We start from the raw sequence: 19,369 nt of genomic DNA, 5'->3' as shown, positions 1-19,369 counted from the left end.
ACGGGGTGTTGGCCGTTATTGGCGGTTCGGGGCTGAGCTGAGTGAGCGGAGCAGCTGCCTCAGGTGCGCGCCGATCACCTCGACGTTGGGCGGGTCCAGCACCGAGAGGTGGTGGCCGGGCACCCGGACCACCTCCAGCGCCGGGGCGAACTCGTCCCAGCCCAGCGGGGCGTCGTCCCGGTCGAAGCGCGGGTCCTTCAGGCCACCGGGGGTCTTGTCCGCGGCGCTGTAGAGCACCACCCGGCCGTCGTAGCGCGAAGGCTGGTAGCGCTCCAGGACCCTGGTGTCCAGGAACGAGGTGCGCTGGTGGTGCAGGATCGCGGTGCTCACCTCCACGTTGACCAGCTGGTGCGCGGTCATCTGCTCGATCAGCAGGTCGATCTGCTCCTCGTCGTCCAGCCGGGCCAGCACGTCGTAGGGCAGCTCGATCCGCCTGCCGTAGCTGGCTTCCAGGAAATCGGCGAAGCGGCGGAACCGCAGCTCGGCCAGCCGCACCTCGTCCAGGCCGGCCGGCAGCGGCAGCGGGTTCAGCGAGTCGATCATCGCCACCAGCTCGACCTCCGCGCCGGCCGCGGTGAGCTGCTGGGCCACCTCGTAGGCCAGGAACCCGCCGAGGGACCAACCAGCCAGCCGGTAGGGGCCGCTGGGCTGCACCGCGCGCACGTGGTCCAGGTAGCAGCCCGCCTTCTCCGGCAGTTCGCGCACGTGGTCCACCCGGTCCAGGCCGTAGGCGGGCTGGTCGGGGTCGAGCAGGTCGACCAGCTGCCGGTAGACCGCGGTGTCGCCACCGGCCGGGTGGAAGAAGAACAGCGGCGGCTGGCCGCCGTCCCTGCGCAGCACCCGCAGCGGCGACTGGCCGCTGCCGACCTCGCGCTCCCGCACCCAGCGGGCCATGCCCTCCACCGTGGGCACCGCGAACAGCTCGTCCACCCGCAGCACCCGGCCGCTGCGCTCGGCCAGCAGCCCGGCGATCCGCTCGGCCTGCACCGGGGTGCCACCGGCGGACTCGAAGGTCTCGGTCACCCCGACCGGCCGCCGCAGCACCTCCTGCCACACCGCGCTGACCAACCGTTCGGCCGCGTCCCTCGGCGGCACCCTGACCGGCTGCGCGGGGCCGGACTCCCGTGCCCCCAGCGAAAGTTCGCTGAACAGCCAGGTCTCCAGCTCGGCCAGGCTCGCACCGCGCAGCAGCAGCGCGGTGGGCAGGGTGAGGCCGAAGTCGTGCTGCACCGCGTTCTTCACCCGGACCGCCAGCAGCGAGTCCAGGCCGAGCCCGGTCAGCGGCGACTCCGCGGGCAGCGACTCGGCGGCGAAGCCCATCAGCCCGGCCACCCTGGCCCGCAGCTGCCCGGCCGCGATCCGGCGGGCCTCCGCTGAGTCCACTGTGGACAGTGCGTCCACCCCGGGCCATTCGACCTCGGCCACCGGCGCGGCCGGGACCAGCTCGGCGAAGAACGGCGTCCTGGCCGCCTCCGGGAACAGCTCGGCCAGTGCCCGCACGTCCAGGCGCAGCACGCCGGTGGCCGGGCGGCCGGAGGCCAGCACCGCCTCCAGCGCGGCCACGCCCTGGTCCGGGGTGATCGCGGCGACCGCGCCGACCTCGCGCTGCGCGGCCAGGCCGACCTCGGCCCAGGTGCCCCAGTTGATGGTGGCCGCCTGCTGGCCCTCGCCGCGGCGGCGGGCGGTGACCGCGTCCAGGTAGGCGTTCGCCGCGGCGTAGGCGGCCTGGCCGGGCGAGCCGAGCAGCGCGGCCGCGGAGGAGAAGCCGAGCCACCAGTCCAGCGGCAGCCCGCTGGTGGCCTCGTGCAACCGCCAGGCGCCGTAGGCCTTGGGCCGCCACACCCGGCGCACGTTCTCCGCGTCCAGGCGGCCCAGCACCCGGTCGTCCAGCACCGCGGCCGCGTGCACCACGCCGCGCAGGCTGGAGCCGTTCTGGGCGACCTCGACCAGCCGTTCGGCCACCCCGGGTTCGGCGATGTCCCCGGTGACCACCTCGATCACCGCACCGGCCGCGCGCAGCTCAGTGATCATCTGCCGCGCGGTGGTGCCGGGGTTGGACCGGCCGTTGAGCACCACCTTGCCCGCGCCCCGCTCCACCAGCCAGCTGGCCAGCACCAGGCCGAGCCCGCCGAGTCCGCCGGTGACCACGTACGCGCCGCCGGAGCGCACCACCGGCGCCTCGGCCGGTTCGGGCAGGCTCGCCCGCCGCAGCCGGGCCGCGTACCGGACCCCGCCGCGCCAGGCCACCTCGTCCTCGGTGCCGCCGCCGAGCAACTCGGCCAGCAACTCGGCCACCGCCGCGGTGGCGTCCACGTCCACCCAGCTGGCCCGCAGCGCGGGCTGCTCGAAGGCCAGCACCCTGGCCAGTCCGCGCAGCGCGGCCGCGGCCGGGCGCACCAGCTCCGCGCCCACCACATCGGCCCCGCCCCCGCCGACCAGCCACAACCTCGGGGTCAGGCCGCGTTCGGCGACCGCGCCGACCACGGCTGAGGCGGCCACGGTCAGGCGCAGCGCCGCGTCCAGGCCTTCCGGGCCGTCCGGATCCGGTTGCACCAGCACGATTCCGGCCGGTGCCGCCTGGTCCAGCACCTCGGCCAGCAGCTCGGCGGTGATGTCCACAGTGGACAGCAGGATCGGGTGCCTGCCGGAGGCGGCGAGGCCGTCGGCCAGGTCGCAGACCAGCCGGTCGTCCTCGCCGATCACCAGCCAGGTGCCGCTGGTCCCGCCCACCGGGGCGGGCGGCAGATCGGCGCGCTGCCACACCGTTTCCAGCAGCAGCTCGCCCAGCGGCACGGTCAGCTCGGCCCGGCGCACCTTGCGCACGAACACGCCGTTGATCTCCAGCACCAGCCTGCCGTCCGGATCGCTGAGCTGGACGTCGGCCAGCACGCCGCCCCCCTCGCCGGAGACCCGGACCTGGCACAGGCCGCCCTGGCTGACCTCGCCGTAGACCCGCACCGCGCCGAACTCCATCGGCAGGTGCAGCTCGTTGTCCGCCACCGGTGGCAGCGCCGCGCCGAGCACCTGCAGGCAGGAGTCCAGCACCGCGGGGTGCGCGGCGAACCGCGAGTTCGGCGGGGCCTGCTCGGGCAGCACCACGCTGGCCGCGGCGGTGCCGTCGCCGGTGGCGTGCACCTCGGTCACCCCGGCGAAGGCCGGGCCGTGCTGCTGGCCGAGGGCGCGCAGCCGCCGGTACAGCTCGGCCCGCTCGATTCCCGGGCCGGACAACAGGTCCGAGCCGTCGAAGGGCTCCAGCCTGGCCTCCGCCGGTTCGGCCGCGGCCACCTTGGCGGTGGCGTGCAGCGTCCAGCTGTCGTCCTCGGCCCGGCTGTAGATGTTGACCAGGCCGCGCAGCCCGCCGCCGGGGATCAGCACCGTGGTCAGTCCGGTGCGCGCGCCCAGCGCCAGCGGCCGGTGCAGCGCCACGTCGCTGGCCTGCACCTGCCCGACCGGCAGCCCGAAGGCCGCGCTCGCCGCGGACAGCGCGATCTCGGCGTAGGCCACGCCCGGCAGCACCGGCACGTCGTCCACCCGGTGGTCGGTCAGCCAGGGCAGCGCCTCCAGCCCGACCTCGGCCGACCACAGGTGCCGACCGTCCTCCGGCAGCTCCAGGTGCGTACCCAGCAACGGATGTCCCGCCGTGGCACCGCCGCGGCGGCGGCTCGGCGCGACCCAGTACGGCTGGTGCCGCCAGGGCGTGGTGGGCAGTTCGGCGAACCCGCCCCCGGCCTTGGGCAGCGGATGCCCGGCCAGGCGCAACCGGCCCAGCTCGTGCCGCAGCTGCCTGCGTTCCGGCTCCTGGCGGCGCAGGCTGGCCAGCACCACCGGATCGGCCTCCTCGGCCCGCGCGGTCTCGGTGATCGCCTGGGCCAGCACCGGATGCGGGGCGATCTCCAGGAACACGCCGTACCCGTCGGCCAGCGCACGGGAGACCGCCTCGGCGAAGCGCACCGGCTGCCGCAGGTTGGCCACCCAGTAACCGGAGTCGAACTTCGGCTGCTCGGACACCGTGCTGTAGAAGGGGATCTCCGGCTTGCGGCCGCGCAGGCCGCGCAGCTCGGCGGCCAGCGCGGGCAGCACCGGCTCGACCATGGCGGAGTGGCTGGCCACGTCCACCTTGACCAGCCGGGCCATCCGCCCGCTGGCCTCCACCCGCGCCACCAGCTCGGTCACCGCCGCCGCCGGTCCGGCGACCACGGTCTGGCCGGGCGCGTTCCGCACCGCGATGTCCACATCGGACAGTCCAGTGGCCAGCTCGGGCAGCTCGTCCGCGCGCAGCTCCAGCGCGGCCATCACCCCCGGCTGAGCCAGTTCCGCGGCCAGCCGGGACCGCGCGGTGACCACCCGCACCCCGTCGGCCAGCGACAGCGCGCCGCTCACCACGGCCGCGGCCACCTCGCCCACCGAGTGCCCGATCACCGCGTCCGGCCGCACCCCGGCAGCACGCCACAGCTCGGCCAGGGCCACCTGCACCGCGAACAGGGTCGGCTGCACCACGGCGAAACCGTTCAGCTCGGCCTTGGCAGACAACAGCTCCAGTGGCGAGAACCCGGCCGCCGCGCGCACCAGTTCGTCCACTTCGGACAGTGCGTCGGCGAACACCGGTTCGGTGGCCAGCAGCTCCGCGCCCATGCCCGCCCACTGCGAGCCGTGCCCGGAGAACACCCACACCACCCCGGCGCCGAGCCGGTCACCCCGGCTCACCGCGATGTTCGGCGCGACCCGGCCTGCCGCCAGCGTGCGCAAGCCCTCCAGCAGTTCCGCCTTGTTCTCGGCGGTGACCAGCGCCCGGCTCGGCCCGGCGAACCGCCGGTGCAGCGCATCGCGGACCACGCCGAGCTCGGCCGGCGCGGTGGCCAGCCACTCGGCCAGCCGTCCCGCGCTGTCCCGGATGCGTTCTGGAGAGGGGCCGGACAACAGGTAGCCGTCCGGCCCCTCCACCGTCGAAACGGAGGCAGTCGCGGCTACCTCCTCGACGATCACGTGCGCGTTGGTGCCGCCGAACCCGAAACCGGAGACTCCGGCGCGGGCCGGGCGGTCCTGACGCGGCCACGGCTGGGACTCGGCGGCCACCGCCAGGCCGAGCCGGTCGAACGGGATGTGCGGGTTGGGCTCGGTGAAGTGCAGGCTGGCCGGGATGGCGTCGTTGGCCAGCGACAGCACCACCTTGATCAGCCCGGTGATGCCTGCCGCGGCCTCCAGGTGGCCCACGTTGGTCTTCACCGACCCGATCAGCAGCGGCGCGCCGGGATCGCGGTCCGCGCCGAGCACCGCGCCCAGCGAACCAGCCTCGATCGGGTCGCCGAGCAGCGTGCCGGTGCCGTGCGCCTCCACGTAGTCCACTTCGGACGGTGCGATGCCCGCGTTGGCATAAGCCGTGCGCAGCAGGGCTTCCTGGGCCTCCGGGTTGGGCGCGGTGATGCCGTTGGACCGGCCGTCGGAGTTGACCGCCGAGCCGCGCAGCACCGCGAGCACCCGGTCCCCGTCCCGCCGGGCGTCGGCCAGGCGCTTGAGCACCACCACGCCAGCGCCCTCGGCCCGGACCATGCCGTTGGCCGCGGCGTCGAAAGCCCGGCACCGGCCATCCGGCGAGGTGACGCCCATCTGGTCGAAGTTGACCGTGACACCGGGGCCCAGCAACAGGTTCACCCCACCGGCCAGCGCCACCTCGCTCTCGCCCGCGCGCAGGCTCTGCACGGCCAGGTGCACCGCGACCAGCGAGGAGGAGCAGGCGCTGTCCACCGCGACGCTGGGCCCGCGCAGGTCCAGCACGTAGGAGAGCCGGTTGGCCGCGATGCTCAGCGCCGCGCCGGTGCCGCTCCAGGCGTCGATCCGCTCGGCCTCGCTGATCGCCAGCTGCCCGTACTCGTTGCCGCTGATGCCGACGAACACCCCGGTCCGGCTGCCGCGCAGCCCGGCGGGCGCGATCCCGGCGTGCTCCAAGGCTTCCCAGCTGACCTCCAGCAGAAGTCGTTGCTGCGGATCCATTCCCGCCGCCTCGCGCGGGCTGATGCCGAAGAAGTCGGCGTCGAAGCCGGTGATGTCGGTCAGGTAGCCGCCCCAGCGGGTGGTGCGGGCCAGCACCTCGGCCGCCTCCGGCGAACCGGCGTGCCCGGCCCAGCGCTGCTCGGGCACCTCGGAGATGACCTCGCGACCGCTGGAGAGCAGGTCCCAGAAGGCTTCCGGGCCGTCGACCCCGCCGGGCAGGCGGCAGCCGAGGCCGACCACCGCGATCGGCTCGGTGGCTTGCGGGGCCGCTGACGCCGCGGGCGGGACGGCGTCAGCGGCCCGTGGCGCGGCCCCATCGAGCAGGGCCGCGCTGATTCCGGCGATCGTCGGGTGCTCCCAGACCAGCGTCGCCGGAAGACTGCGGTCGAGGTGGTCCTCCAGTTGACCGGACAGCGCCACCGCGTCCCGCGAGGACAGCCCGTAGCTGTCCAGCGGCTGGTGGACGTCGATCTCCTCGGGGCTGCGGCCGACGGTCTCGGCCACCCGGCGCAGCAGCCAGTCCTGGAGTTGTCGCCTGGTGGTCATAGCAGCTCTCCGTATGCCCCGCTGAGGTACTGGTCCCTGGTCGCGCCGCGGGCGATCTTGCCGCTGGAGGTGCGGCGCACCTTGCCGGGCGGCACCAGCCGGAAGTCGGCCAGCCGCAGGTCGTGGTGGGCCGAGACGGCCTGGCGCACCGCGAGGGCGACCGCGGCCGGGTCCCGCTCCGGCTCCGGCACGTGCCGGGAGTACTCGGCGATCACCACCACCCGCTCCTCCGCGCCCTCGGTGAGCGCGAAGGCGGCCACGTAGTCCCGCCGGACCGCGGGGTGCGCCTCGTGCACGGTGCCCTCGATGTCCTGCGGGTAGTGGTTCTTGCCGTCGATGATGATCAGGTCCTTGGCCCGGCCGGTGATGAACAGCTCGCCATCGTGCAGCGCGCCCAGGTCGCCGGTGCGCAGCCAGCCGCGCTCGGGGGCGGAGTCCGGGCCGCTGGTGAGGTGGCCGTCGAAGTCCTGCGCGGACTCCTCGGGCTTCTGCCAGTAGCCGTCGGCCACGTTCGGCCCGTGCACCCACACCTCGCCCACCGCGCCCTCGGGCAGCGCCGCGCCGGTGGCCGGGTCGACCACCAGGACCTGCAAGGCGATGCCGGTGCCCGCGCCGACCAGCTCCAGCGCGGTGTCCGAAGTGGACGGTGTGAGCCTGCCCGCGCTGAGCTCGGCCCGGTCCACGCTCAGCACGGTCGGCCCCGCGGGTCCGGTGGCGGTGACGTACACGGTGGCCTCGGCCAGGCCGTAGGACGGGCGGTGCGCCTCGGGGGCCAGCCCGGCCGGGCCGAAGGCGGCGTTGAACCGCTCGATCGTCTTGGCCCGCACCGGTTCGCTGCCGTTGATCATGATCTTGACGCCGGACAGGTCCACAGTGGACTTGAACTCGTCACTGGTGCGCGCGGCCGTGTAGTCATAGGCGAAGTTCGGCGCCGCGGTCAGCGTGTTCTGGTGCGCGGCCAGCTGGCGCAGCCAGCGCTCCGGCCGTTGCAGGAAGGCGAACGGGGTGCAGAACACCGAGTGCGCGCCCAGCAGCACCGGCACCGCGAGCATCGACATCAGGCCCATGTCGTGGAAGAACGGGATCCAGCCGGAGCAGGTGTAACTGGCGTCCATGCCGTAGGCGGCGGCGATCTGCGCGGAGTTCACCACCAGGTTCCGGTGCGTGATCACCGCGCCGCTGGGCGCCCTGGTGGAGCCGGAGGTGTACTGGAGGTAGGCCGGGTCGTCCATGGACACCAGCGCGGGCCGGAAACCCGCCGCCGCCAACGGATCCACCTTGTCCACCGCGAGCACCTGCTTGGGGCTGGGCGCCAGCTCGCCGTCGAGCAGCTTGCGCACCTGCGGCAGCGCGTTCTCCGTGGCCAGCCACACCTCGGGATCGCAGTCGGCCAGCGCGCCGACCAGCCGGGACCCGTGCAGGCTCACCTCCGGCGCGAACAGCGGCACGCCGATCACGCCCGCGTACAGGCAGCCCAGGAAGGCGACCACGTAGTTGAGGTCGTGCGGGGTCAGGATGGCCACCCTGGCGCCCGGCGCGGTGGTCTGGCGCAGCTGCGCGGCCAGCGCGCGGGCCCGCTGGTCCAGCTCGCGCCAGGTCAGCGTGTGCGCGATCCCGGCCCGGTCCTCGTTGTAGTCGACGAAGGTGAATGCCGGGCGGTCGCTGCTGGCGTTTCGGTGCAGAAAACCGGTGAGCGGCATCGACCCGGTGAAGTCGTGCTGTGCCGGCACGGCGAATTCGATGTGGTTCATCGGGGAGTCACCCTTTTCGGGGAAGGGAGCTGGGGGAGCGGCCGTGCGTCGTCGAATGGCCGGTGTGAATCCATTGTCGAACGGATCGTTAGGAATGCAACCTCCCTGGGTATGTGAACCCAGGCACGTGCCAGACCCTACTTTCGTAGTGCGGAGAGCAGAAAAGGAAAGGTAGTGTTCAGTTCGCGCCGCCAATAGGGCCAGGTGTGCGTTCCCGGGTAGGCGTGCAGGCTCACCGGAATGCCGAGCTGCCCCAGTCGCGCGGCCAGGTCGAGCGTGCCGGGGCCGATGATCCACTCCAGCACCGAGCCGCCGGAGAACCGCCGGTCCAGCGGGCCGCGCCGCCCGTCGCCGGTGGACAGGTGCAGCGGGGTGCCGCGCAGCAGCTCGGCGTTGCGGTAGGGGTCCTCGGCCAGCCAGTGTGCCCGCGAGGCCCACAGTGAGCTGGCCTTTTCCCCTTCGCGGCGGAGCATCGCGCGGGCGAAGGCGGGCATGCCGCGGCGGGTGGTGTGCAGCAGTCCGCTGAAGGAGGCGACCGCGCGGAAGAAGCCGGGGTGCCGCTGCGCGCCGCGCAGCACGCCGTAGCCGCCCATCGAGACCCCGGCCCCGGCGCGGACCTCGCTGGCCCAGTAATGCTTTTCCAGCAGCTCCGGAAGTTCACTGAAAACGAATTCATCCCAGTGTGGGATCGTTCCCACGTGATCCGGCGCCAGCCAGTCGCTGTACAGCCCGACCCGGCCGCCCGGCGGCATCACGACCAGAATCCCGGCCTCGTCGGCCAACCGAAGGATATCTGTCCAGCGGAGCCAGCAGGTATGGTCATCGCCCGCGCCGTGCAACAGGTACAGCGTCGGCCAGCCCTGTTTGCTTTCGCGCCAGTGCCGGGGAACCAGAAGTGTGAGTTCGGCCTCCCGGCGTAACGCGGAAGATTTCACCTGGATGTCAACCACGCGGTCGTCGCGCCAGCGTTCACTGTGCATACGAGAACCTCAATTCGACGTTAGTGGGAATTCGTGAAAACCGAGGAACTGACCCGTTCGCCCTGGCTCGTGCTCACCGCGGTCGCGGTCGGCTCGGTGATGACCGGTGTGGACGGCACCGCGCTCACCATCGCCGGCCCCGACCTGGCCGCCGACCTCGGCGCCTCGCTCACCGGCTTGCAGTGGGTGGCCAACGCCTACCTGCTGGCCACCGCGCTCGCCCTGCTCCCGGCCGGCGCGCTGGCCGACCGGTACGGGCGGCGCGCGGTGTTCCTGTGCGGGGTGGCCGGTTTCACCCTGACCTCGCTGGCCATCGCGCTGGCCGGGCAGGTCTGGCTGGTGATCGCCCTGCGCGCGCTGCAAGGGGTGTTCAGCGCCATGCTGCAACCGGCCGCGCTGGCCCTGCTGCGGGCCAGCTTCCCGCCGCGCACGCTGGCTCCGGCGATCGGCGTGTGGAGCGCGGTGGCCGCGCTCGGCCTGGCCGCCGGACCGCTGCTCGGCGGCCTGCTGGTGGCCGCGGGCGGCTGGTCGGCGATCTTCTACGTCAACCTGCCGGTCGGCCTGCTGGCCATCGCGCTCACCCTGCTCTTCGTCCAGGAGTCCCGCACGGACAAGGCATTGCGCCTGCGCCAGGTGCTGGACCTGGTGCGCCCCAGGCAGTTCCGCGCCGGGGTGGCGCTGGTCGCGGTGACCTTCGGCGCGCTGTTCGGTGTGCTGTTCCTGCTCACCCTGTACCTGCAGAACCTCAAGGCCCTCGACCCGGTGACCGCGGGGCTGTGGCTGGTCCCGGTGACCGGCGTGGTGGTGCTCAGCGCTCCGCTCGGCGGCGCGCTGACCCGCCGGTACGGCCCGGTTCCGCCCGCGGTCGCCGGTCTGCTGCTGGTCGCGGCCGGACTGTTCACCATGACCACGCTGGACGTGCTCTCCGGCGCCGGCGCGGTCGCGCTGGCCACCGTGCCGCTCGGCCTCGGCGGCGGGCTGGCCCTGGTCGCCGCCACCGAGGCGATCCTGGCCTCCGCGCCGCCGACGGAGGCCGGGCTGGCCTCGGCGGTGCAGCAGGTGGCCGGTCAACTCGGCGGGCTGGTGGGCATCGCGGTGCTCGGCTCGATCCTGGACGGTGGCCGCGGCTTCACCAGCGGCCTGCACACCGCCGTGCTGGTGGCCGCGGCCGCCGTCACCGTGAGCGCGCCGCTCGCCGCACTGCTGCGACGTCACTGAGCACCGAGACCTTCCGCGCGCGGGATAGCTTGCTGGGCCACCAGATCGCCCGCCCCAGGTCCACCGCGAGCGCGGGCACCAGCAGCGAACGCACCACCAGCGTGTCCAGCAGCACGCCGAAGGCCACCAGGAACGCGATCTGGGCCAGGAACAGGATCGGCAGCACCGCCAGCGCGGCGAAGGTCGCGGCCAGCACCACCCCGGCCGAGGTGATCACCCCGCCGGTCACCGACAGCCCGACCAGGGTGCCCGCCTCGGTGCCCCGGCGCGCGGCCTCCTCGCGCACCCTGGTCATCAGGAAGATGTTGTAGTCGATGCCCAGCGCGACCAGGAACACGAAGGCGTACAACGGAACCCCGGGATCCGCGCCGGGGAAGTCGAAGACGTGGTTGAACACCAGCGCGGAGACGCCGAGGGTGGCCGCGAAGGACAGCACCACGGTGAGCATCAGCAGCAGCGGGGCCAGCAGCGAGCGCAGCAGCAGCGCCAGCACCACCAGGATCACCAGCACCACCAACGGGATGATCAGCGCCCGGTCCCGCAACGCGGTGTCCTGCACGTCCAGCTGGGCCGCGGTCGGCCCGCCCACCACCGCGTCCGCGCCCGGCACCCCGTGCACCGCGGTGCGCAGGGCCCGCACCGCCTCGATCGCCGCCTCGCTGTCGGCCGCGTCCCGCAGGGTGGCGTTGACCTCCACCCGCCCGTCGACCACCTTCGGCAGCGCGGCCACCTCGGCCACCCCCGGCACCCCGCGGGCCGCCGACACCACCTGCTCCGCCGTCTTCTCCGCGGTGACGATGACCGCGGGCGAGCCGCTGCCACCTGGGAAGTGCCGCCCGAGCGCCTGCTGACCGGACACCGAGTCCACTGTGGACAGGAACACGTCGGTCTGGGCCACCCCGTCCGCCTTGAGCTGCGGCACGAACGCCACCCCGAACAGCAGCACCGCGGTGGTCAGCACCCAGGTCCAGCGCGGCCTGGCACCCACCAGCCCGGCCACCCTGCCCCAGATCCCGTCCTTGGCCGCCACCGGCTTCCGCGGCCAGAAAGCGCCGCGCCCCAGCAACATCAGCGCGGCGGGCAGGAAGGTCAGCGAGGCCAGGAGTGAGGTCCCGATGCCGATCGCGGCCACCGGCCCGAGCCCCTTGTTCGAGTTGAGGTCGCTGAACAGCAGGCACAGCATGCCCAGCACCACGGTGCCGGCCGAGGCGCAGATCGGCTCCAGCGAGGCCCGCCAGGCCCGCCGCATGGCCAGCCTCGGTCCCGCCTGCCGCAGCTCCTCCCGGTACCGCGCCACCAGCAGCAGCGCGTAGTCCGTGGACGCGCCGAAGACCAGGATGAACAGGATGCCCTGGCTCTGCCCGTTCAGCGTGAGCACCTCGTCCCTGGCCAGCCGGTAGACCACCGCCGCCGCGCCCAGCAGCGCCAGCCCGGCCGAGGCCAGCACCACCACCGGCAGCAGTGGACTCCGGTAGACCAGCACCAGGATCAGCGCCACCACCGCCGCGGTGACCCCGAGCAGCAGCCCGTCGATCCCGCCGAAGGTGGCCGCGAAGTCCCCGACGATCCCGGCCGGTCCGGTCACGTGCGCGTTGAGCCCCTCCGGCAGGCCGTCCCTGACCTTCTCCCGCAACACCTTGACCGTCTCACCGGCCCGGAACCCGTCGCTGCCGTCCACCGGCACCAGCGCCTGCGCCGCCTTGCCGTCCGGCGCGGGCACCACCGGCGAAGCCGGTCCCTTGAGCCCGTCCACAGTGGACACCCGCTGCACCGCGCGCGCGATCGCGTCCTGATCGGACGGTGTCAGCCCAGAGCCGCGCTCGAAGACCAGCACCGCGGGCAGCACATCGGCCTCGGTGAACCGCTTCTGCTCGTCCGCGGCCCTGGTCGCCTCGGCACTGGCAGGCAGGAAGGAGGCATTGTCATTGCGCTGTACCTGGGACAGTTTCCCCAGGTCAGGCCACCCGATCGCGCCCACCACGAGCCAGGCGAGCAGGGCGAGCGCGGGCAGCACAAGGCGAAGTCGGGACACCGGGAACCCCCTGGCGGCTGGGAGAGGAAACCCGATGATGCGCGCCGCTACCTACCAACAGACCATCCGAAGGTCGGATGACCGCGGTGTCCTGTCACACAGCCCTCAGGGCAGCGGGATGGGGGTGACCTGCCACCGGTTGTCCGCGTGCACGGTCGGCAGGTGCAGGGTGCCCCGCCCGCCGTCGGGCCGCAGGTAGCTGACCGTCAGCTGCATCCGCCCGCGCAACAGCTCCGCCTTGGTGCTGATCTCGCTCACCCCGGCCTCGGCGAAGCCGGACACGGTGGCCTGGGCGGCGTCCTCGGCCCCCTCGGCCAGCGAGACCACCTCGGCCAGCCGCTCCGAGTCGGCCGCGCGCAGCGCGTCGGTGACCCGCTCGGCCAGCTCCTGCACGCTCGCCGCGCCGCGCTCCGGCTGCGAGCTGATCATCATGATCACCGCGGTGATCCACACCGCGGCGAGGAGCACGATCCAGGTGCGCAGGCTGCGCACTGCCTTCAGCAACATGTCGTCACAGCCACTGGTTGCGGCGGAAGATGCGGTACAGGACCAGGCAGGCCACCAGGATCACCGACATGATGACCGGATAGCCGTAGGTCCACTTCAGCTCCGGCATGATGTCGAAGTTCATGCCGTAGATCCCGGCGATCATCGTCGGCACCGAGATGATGGCCACCCAGGCGCTGATCTTGCGCATGTCGTTGTTCTGCCGCAGCGTGATCTTGGCCAGCACCGCGTCGATCAGCGTGGTCAGCATCTCGTCGAAGGTGATGATCCGGTCGTGCACGGTCGTCAGGTGGTCGTCCACGTCCCGGAAGAAGGTGCGCACCTCGTCCGGCACCAGCGGGATGTAGCCCTCGGCCAGCCGCCGCAGCGGGGTGGCCAGCGGGCCCACCGCCCGGCGCAGCTCCATGACCTCGCGCTTCATCAGGTAGATCTGCTCGGGGTCCACCGCGCTGCGCGGGTCGAAGACCTCCACCTCCAGGGTGTCGATGTCGTCCTCGACCGCGCTGGTCACGTCCAGGTAGGTGTCCACCACGTGGTCGGCGATGGCGTGCAGCACCGCGGCCGGGCCGAGGGCGAGCTTCTCCTCGTCCTGCTCCAGCTCGGCGCGCAGCCCGGCCAGCGCCTGGTGCTTGCCGTGCCGGACCGTGATCACGAAGTTCCGGCCGACGAAGACCATCACCTCACCGGTCTCCACGATCTCGTTCGCCGTGGTCGGCGACTCGTGCGCGACGTAGCGCACCGTCTTGAGCACCATGAACAGGCTGTCGTCGTAGCGCTCCAGCTTGGGCCGCTGGTGCGCGTGCACCGCGTCCTCCACCGCCAGCTCGTGCAGCCCGAAGGTCTCCGCGATGCTCTGGATCTGCTGCTCGTCCGGCTCGTGCAGGCCGATCCAGACGAAGCCGGAGCCGCGCTTGCGGACCTCCTCCACCGCGCCGGTGTGGGTCCAGCGACCGGGCAGGCGCTTGCCGTCGACGTACACGCCGCAGTCCACCACGTAGGCAGACAGCGGCACCGGGATCTGCTGCGGCATGGCACTTCCGTTACGAGGAGCACGGCCGCGCAGGCCGAGCGTGGGCAGAACGGACATGGAAGGCTCCAGTCGAACGCGACGCGAACACGGGTGTGCCGCCAGAACCTGGCTGGGGCTCCGGCGCGATAGCGCGTCCCGACCGGTCGATGGGTCCTACCTCGTTGTAGCGAGCCCACCGGCGAGGACGCGGTCGGTACTGGGAGGGTTGCTGTCTGTACCCATCGCGTCTCACCTCCTCGGGGCCATGGCCGGAACGGTGGATTCGCTCACAGACCGGTTGTCGAGACTACCCGTACCCGGGCAAGACTGTCCTCCCCGGTCATGGTCGATCGGCCACCACCTTTGGGAGGCAGCGTGCAGTTCGGGCGGTACTTCGAGGAGTTCGAGGTCGGCGCGGTGTACAAGCACTGGCCGGGAAAGACGGTCACCGAGTACGACGACCACCTGTTCTGCCTGCTCACCATGAACCACCACCCCCTGCACATGGACGCGCACTACGCGGGGGAGACCACCGACTTCGGCAAGAACGTGGTGGTCGGCAACTACATCTACTCGCTGCTGCTGGGCATGTCGGTGGCCGACGTCTCCGGCAAGGCCATCGCCAACCTGGAGGTGGAGTCGCTGCGGCACGTCAAGCCGACCTTCCACGGCGACACCATCTACGGCGAGACCGAGGTGCTGGACAAGACCGAGTCCAAGTCCAAGGACGACCGCGGCGTGGTCTACGTGGAGACCAAGGGCTACAAGCAGGACGGCACCGTGGTCTGCGTGTTCCGGCGCAAGGTGATGGTGCCCAAGCGCTCCTACGGCGAGGCCCGCGGCGGCGAGCAGCCCGGCCGCCCCGAGCCGAAGGCCTGAGCGCGGTGAGCGCGCCTGCCGCCGAGAGGCTGCGCGAGTTCGCCGCGGCCCAGGCCGCGGCCTCCCCGCTGTACGAGTGCCTGAGCGCCGGTGCGGCCGGGGACGCCGAGGTGAGCGCCCTGGTCGGGGACGCCTCGCCGGAGCTGTTCCTGGCCGCGGCCCAGCGGGTGCTCTTCCGCGAGCCCTGGCACCCGCTGACCCGCTACTACTCCTCCCTCGGCGGCGCGGACGGCCCGGACGGCGAGCTGTGGCCGCTGTTCCGCGCCTTCGTGCTGGAGCGGGCCGAGGCGATCCGCCCGTTGCTGGCCGAGCGCTCGGTCCGGGAGGAGCTGGTCCGCCCGGCCGCGCTGCTCTACCCGGGCCTGGCCGTGGTGGCCAAGGAGGCGGGCAAGGCCCCGATCGGCCTGCTGGAGGCCGGCGCGGGGGCCGGGTTCCGGCTGGTGCCGGACCGCTACGGCTTCCGCTACGCGGTGGCCGGTGGTGGCCCGGACATCAGCCGGGGCAAGAAGACCGCCCGGCTGGTGCTGGACTGCCAGGTCACCGAGGCGGCGGCCAAGCCGGCCGACGGCTTCGGCAAGCAGGCCAAGCTGCCGGCCATCGCGGCCAGGATCGGCCTGGACGCCGATCCGGTGGACGTGGCCGACGAGGACGAGCTGACCTGGCTGGAGGCCTGCGTCTGGCCGGACCAGCCGCGCCGGTTGCGGCTGCTGCGGCTGGCCGCGGACGAGGTGGTCGCGGCCAAGCCGCCGCTGCGGCGGGCCGACCCGGTCACCGGACTGGCGGACGCGGCGGCCCGGATTCCGGCCGAGCACCCGCTGGTGGTGACAAGCTGCGGGCTGCTGGACGGGCGTCCGGCCGAGTTCGCGGCGGCCTGGCTGGACGCCTTGCGCACGCTCGCGAGTCACCGTCCACTGTGGTGGGTCAGCCAAGAGGGTTACCAGGCGTTTCCCGGCGAACCGCGCGACGGGGCGGCTCACCTGGCCGAGGCGGACCGAGTGCTGAGCGTGATCAACTGGACCGGCGGCGAGGTCCGGGTGCGCAGGCTGGCTACCGCCGATCGGCTGACCCGGGGACTCACCTGGCTCGGTCCGAACTAGGCCGGCACGGTCCCGGCCACGGCTCCGGCGGGGAGCGCTCCCCACTCGGCGAGCGCCTCCGCCAAACCGGGCGAAAGGGACCCTGCGCTGTGCAGTGCGTCGAAGATCACACCGTCGATCCAGGCCACCGCGGAGGCGTCGTCACCAGGCCGGATGAGGCCGGGTTCGGCGCGGACGGAGTAGTCGTGGATCTCGTAGATACCCGCCGGTGAGGGCCGGTCTACCGAACCGATCCAGCGATCGATCGTGCCGGTCAGGCCGGTCTCCTCGGACAACTCCCTGATCACGGCCCTGTGATCATCTTCGCCGGGGTCCACCCGGCCGCCGGGGATGGACCAGCAACCGGCCGAAGGGGGCCGGCCGCGGCGTATCAACAGAATGCGTCCGATCGGGTCGAAGACGACTGCGCCGACACAGCGGACGCGCTGGTCCTGGGCCTCCGGCATGAACACGGAGAGTAGTTCACCTGGGAAGGCCACGTGATCCGCTGCCCCAAGTGCGGTACAAATCTGCCATAGCGCGGCGGAGTGCGGTACAACGGTTCCGCAGGCGCCAACAAGGCCGTTAGCGGACGGGGTTGGTTTACATGAACTTGAAGAAGATCCTGATCTTCGCAGGTGTTGCTCTGGTTCTCTTCTTGCTCGTCACACAGCCAACACAAGCAGCCGACGGCGTCACCGGCATCCTCGGCACGCTTCGTGGCGCGGCTGAGTCGATCATCACCTTCGTCCGGTCGCTGTTCAACTAGCGGCCGGAGGTAGCCACACGTGTTCTCGCCTCGTGACTCCGACGAGTACCTGCTCGACACCGAGCGACGCGTCATCCGCGTGCGCCGGCACTGGGCCAGTCTGCTCTGGGACATCTTCGAGGCGATGGCGCTGCTCGCCGGAGCAGTGATGATCTCCTACCTGCTGCCACCGGACGCCTGGATCATCCAGAACCTCCTGTGGTACGCGGCGCTGGTCATCCTGCTCCGGTTCGCCTACATCGTCATCGACTGGTGGGTCGAGCGGCTGGTGATCACGGACAAGCGCTTCATGATCACCAGCGGCGTGTTCACCACCAAGGTGGCCATGATGCCGGTGACCAAGGTGACCGACCTGACCTTCGAGCGGACCATGACCGGGCGCATGCTCGGCTACGGCACGATCGTGGTCGAGTCGGCCGGTCAGATCCAGGCGCTCAACAAGATCGAGTACCTGCCGAAGCCGGAGCAGATCAACGACGCCATCTCCGAGCTGGTGTTCGGTGACAAGAAGGCCCAGGCCGAGCGCTTCACCATGATGAAGGCGAAGAAGCAAACGGCCGGTAAGAAGATCATCGGCTGAATGGTCCACACTCGTGGGTGTGCTCATCGACCTGCACGCCCACACGACCTCCTCCGACGGGACCGACACCCCGGCCGAGCTGATGGCCGCGGCATCGGCCGCCGGACTGCACGCGGTGGCGATCACCGACCACGACACGACGGCCGGCTGGGCCGAGGCTGAGCAGGCCCGCCCGGCCGGCCTTCGTGTGGTCAGGGGCGCGGAACTGTCCTGCATCGCGCCGGACGGCCGCGGCGGCAAGGTCACCGTGCACCTGCTGGCCTACCTGTTCGACCCGGCAGCGCCCGCGGTGGTGGCCGAGCAGACCCGGCTGCGCGCCGAGCGCCGCGCCCGGCTGCGCCTGATCGCCGAGCGGATGGCCGCCGACGGGCTGCCGGTGGACCCGGACGCGATGTTCGCCGGGCTCGCCCCCGACGCCTCGGTCGGCCGCCCGCACCTGGCCAGGGTGCTGGTCGCGGCCGGGCTGGTGGACACGGTGGACGAGGCGTTCGCCCGGTACCTGCGCGACGGCGGGGCCTACTACCTGCCGCGCACCGACACCCCGGTGGAGCGCGCGGTGCAGATGATCGCCGCGGCCGGTGGGGTGACCGTGTTCGCGCACCCCTTCGCCCGGCGGCGCGGCCCGGTGGTCACCGCCGAGGTGATCAGGGAGCTGGTGGGCCACGGGCTGACCGGGGTGGAGGTCGACCACCCCGACCACGAGCCCGCCGACCGGGATGAGCTGCGCGCGCTGGCTGAGGAGCAGAACCTGGTGGTGACCGGCTCCAGCGACTACCACGGCACCAACAAGACCGTCCGGCTCGGCGCGGAGAGCACCGCGCCGGAGCAGCTGGAGGCGCTGGTGTCGAAGGCGAGTGCGGTGCCCGTGCTCGGCTGAGTACGGTGAGTGGCGTGGCTCAGCTCGGACTGGAACTCGAAGGCATGCCGCGCAAGCTGGTGCGGGTGACGCCGGCGAAGCTGGCCACCTGGACCGGCTGCCCCCGGCGCTACCGGATGAACTACCTGGACCGCCCGGCGCCCGCGCGCGGCGGCGCCTGGGCGCACAACACCCTGGGCGCGGTGGTGCACAACGCGTTGCGCGCCTTCTTCGACCTGCCGGTGGCCAGGCGCACGCCGGAACAGGCCGAGTCGCTGGTGGTCAAGCACTGGAAGGGCGACGGCTTCGCCGACGGCGAGCAGGCCGGCGCCTACCGGGAGCGGGCCCGCGGCTGGGTGCACGAGTACGTGCGGAACCTGGACGTGACCATCGAGCCGGTCGGGCTGGAGCGCTGGGTGTCCACGCCGACCGGGACCATCGTGGCCGAGGGCAGGGTGGACCGGATCGACGAGCGGGACGGCGAGCTGGTCATCGTCGACTACAAGACCGGCAGGCACGCGCTGACCACCGACGACGCCAGGGGCTCGCAGGCGCTGGCGCTCTACGCGCTGGCCGCCGCCCGCACCCTGCGCCGTCCCTGCCACCTGGTCGAGCTGCACCACCTGCCCACCGGCGAGGTGGCCGCCTGGGAGCACACCGACGAGTCGCTGGCCCGGCAGGTCCGCCGCGCCGAGGAGGCCGCGCAGGAGCTGGCCGAGGCCGGGGAGCAGCTGGCCGCCGGTGGCGACCGGGACGCGCTGTTCCCGCCGGTGACCGGACGGCACTGCTCCTGGTGCGACTTCCGCAGGCACTGCCCGGAAGGCCAGGCGGCCGCACCGGAGCTCGAGCCGTGGGCGATGCTGGCGCCATGACCGGAGCATTGGACGAACGGCCCCGCCGGGTGCGGCTGGGCGCGGTGCTCCGCGGCCTCAGCGGCTCGGTGGCGGCCATGGTGGTGCTGCTGGCGGTCCTGGTGATCGGCGCGCAGGTCTTCGCCGCCACCGAGTCCTGGGCGGGGCCGGGCTGGGTCGCGGTCCTCGGGCACCTGCTGGCGGCGGTGGCCGCGGTGCTGTTGCAGTCCTACGCCGACCGGCGCACCGGGGCCGGGGCCTGGTGCGCCGGGATCGGCGTGTTCGTGGTGGCCGCGATCGCGCTGTGGCTGTGGTGGTGGAGCTAGC

At 72.5% G+C, this 19,369-nt stretch carries 15 protein-coding genes; 8 read left to right on the top strand and 7 right to left on the bottom strand.

The annotated features are described in order from the left end of the window. Window positions 1-15: 15 nt before the first annotated feature. From N8J89_RS36500 to N8J89_RS36490, 3 genes are all read right to left on the bottom strand, one after another. Complete coding sequence (locus tag N8J89_RS36500; RefSeq protein WP_283661484.1) at window positions 16-6,534, bottom strand: type I polyketide synthase; 6,519 nt, start codon at window positions 6,532-6,534, stop codon at window positions 16-18. Further along, the gene (locus N8J89_RS36495; RefSeq protein WP_283661483.1) at window positions 6,531-8,285 is read right to left on the bottom strand and encodes a fatty acyl-AMP ligase; all 1,755 of its coding nucleotides are present in this window, start codon (window positions 8,283-8,285) and stop codon (window positions 6,531-6,533) included. Before N8J89_RS36495 ends, N8J89_RS36500 begins: the two co-directional genes overlap by 4 nt. Before the next feature lie 137 nt (window positions 8,286-8,422). Then, window positions 8,423-9,265: an alpha/beta hydrolase gene (locus N8J89_RS36490; protein WP_283661482.1), complete on the bottom strand. Its 843-nt coding sequence runs from the start codon at window positions 9,263-9,265 to the stop codon at window positions 8,423-8,425. Between the two features lie 33 nt (window positions 9,266-9,298). Here N8J89_RS36490 and N8J89_RS36485 point away from each other — a divergent pair, with 33 nt between their 5' ends. Next, a complete protein-coding gene (locus N8J89_RS36485; protein ID WP_283661481.1) occupies window positions 9,299-10,483 on the top strand; it encodes an MFS transporter in 1,185 nt (394 codons plus the stop codon). Here the strand turns inward: N8J89_RS36485 and N8J89_RS36480 are convergent. The 3 genes from N8J89_RS36480 to corA all read right to left on the bottom strand — a co-directional run bounded on the left by N8J89_RS36480 (window position 10,440) and on the right by corA (window position 14,109). Beyond that, on the bottom strand, window positions 10,440-12,515 hold the full coding sequence (locus N8J89_RS36480) for an MMPL family transporter (protein ID WP_283661480.1): 2,076 nt from the start codon (window positions 12,513-12,515) through the stop codon (window positions 10,440-10,442). The two genes, N8J89_RS36485 and N8J89_RS36480, sit on opposite strands and share 44 nt — an antisense overlap. A gap of 105 nt (window positions 12,516-12,620) precedes the next feature. Beyond that, window positions 12,621-13,022, bottom strand: coding sequence for a hypothetical protein (locus N8J89_RS36475; RefSeq protein WP_283661479.1), 402 nt, complete (start codon window positions 13,020-13,022; stop codon window positions 12,621-12,623). Between the two features lie 4 nt (window positions 13,023-13,026). Continuing rightward, complete coding sequence (gene corA / locus N8J89_RS36470) at window positions 13,027-14,109, bottom strand: magnesium/cobalt transporter CorA (RefSeq protein ID WP_283661478.1); 1,083 nt, start codon at window positions 14,107-14,109, stop codon at window positions 13,027-13,029. 297 nt (window positions 14,110-14,406) lie between these two features. On the opposite strand from corA, the gene N8J89_RS36465 reads away from it, so the two are divergent. Together N8J89_RS36465 and N8J89_RS36460 are read left to right on the top strand one after the other, a co-directional pair. After that, complete coding sequence (locus N8J89_RS36465; RefSeq protein ID WP_252485958.1) at window positions 14,407-14,910, top strand: MaoC family dehydratase; 504 nt, start codon at window positions 14,407-14,409, stop codon at window positions 14,908-14,910. Window positions 14,911-14,915: 5 nt separating this feature from the next. Next, window positions 14,916-16,007: a DUF2332 domain-containing protein gene (locus N8J89_RS36460; RefSeq protein WP_283661477.1), complete on the top strand. Its 1,092-nt coding sequence runs from the start codon at window positions 14,916-14,918 to the stop codon at window positions 16,005-16,007. Here N8J89_RS36460 and N8J89_RS36455 read toward each other — a convergent pair. Next, window positions 16,004-16,453 carry an NUDIX domain-containing protein gene (locus N8J89_RS36455; protein WP_283661476.1) on the bottom strand — a complete coding sequence of 150 codons (450 nt, stop codon included), beginning with the start codon at window positions 16,451-16,453 and terminating at the stop codon, window positions 16,004-16,006. The two genes, N8J89_RS36460 and N8J89_RS36455, sit on opposite strands and share 4 nt — an antisense overlap. A 140-nt stretch (window positions 16,454-16,593) precedes the next feature. Between N8J89_RS36455 and N8J89_RS36450 the strand changes: the two genes are divergently transcribed. Genes N8J89_RS36450 through N8J89_RS36430 form a run of 5 tightly spaced genes read left to right on the top strand, consistent with a single transcriptional unit; the run spans window position 16,594 to window position 19,368 of the window. Next, window positions 16,594-16,755: a hypothetical protein gene (locus tag N8J89_RS36450; RefSeq protein WP_185000007.1), complete on the top strand. Its 162-nt coding sequence runs from the start codon at window positions 16,594-16,596 to the stop codon at window positions 16,753-16,755. 19 nt (window positions 16,756-16,774) lie between these two features. Next, window positions 16,775-17,335, top strand: coding sequence for a PH domain-containing protein (locus tag N8J89_RS36445; RefSeq protein WP_185000006.1), 561 nt, complete (start codon window positions 16,775-16,777; stop codon window positions 17,333-17,335). 19 nt (window positions 17,336-17,354) lie between these two features. Continuing rightward, window positions 17,355-18,212: a PHP domain-containing protein gene (locus tag N8J89_RS36440; protein WP_283661475.1), complete on the top strand. Its 858-nt coding sequence runs from the start codon at window positions 17,355-17,357 to the stop codon at window positions 18,210-18,212. A gap of 44 nt (window positions 18,213-18,256) precedes the next feature. After that, on the top strand, window positions 18,257-19,063 hold the full coding sequence (locus N8J89_RS36435) for a RecB family exonuclease (RefSeq protein WP_283666339.1): 807 nt from the start codon (window positions 18,257-18,259) through the stop codon (window positions 19,061-19,063). Next, on the top strand, window positions 19,060-19,368 hold the full coding sequence (locus N8J89_RS36430) for a hypothetical protein (protein WP_283661474.1): 309 nt from the start codon (window positions 19,060-19,062) through the stop codon (window positions 19,366-19,368). The genes N8J89_RS36435 and N8J89_RS36430 overlap by 4 nt, the downstream gene beginning before the upstream one ends. Window position 19,369: the final 1 nt, after the last annotated feature.

The organism is Crossiella sp. CA-258035, assembly GCF_030064675.1.
In the GTDB taxonomy this organism is placed as follows: Bacteria; Actinomycetota; Actinomycetes; order Mycobacteriales; family Pseudonocardiaceae; genus Crossiella.
The sequence above is the reverse complement of the archived record's forward strand: the minus strand, read 5'-3'. Positions and strand labels throughout refer to the sequence as shown.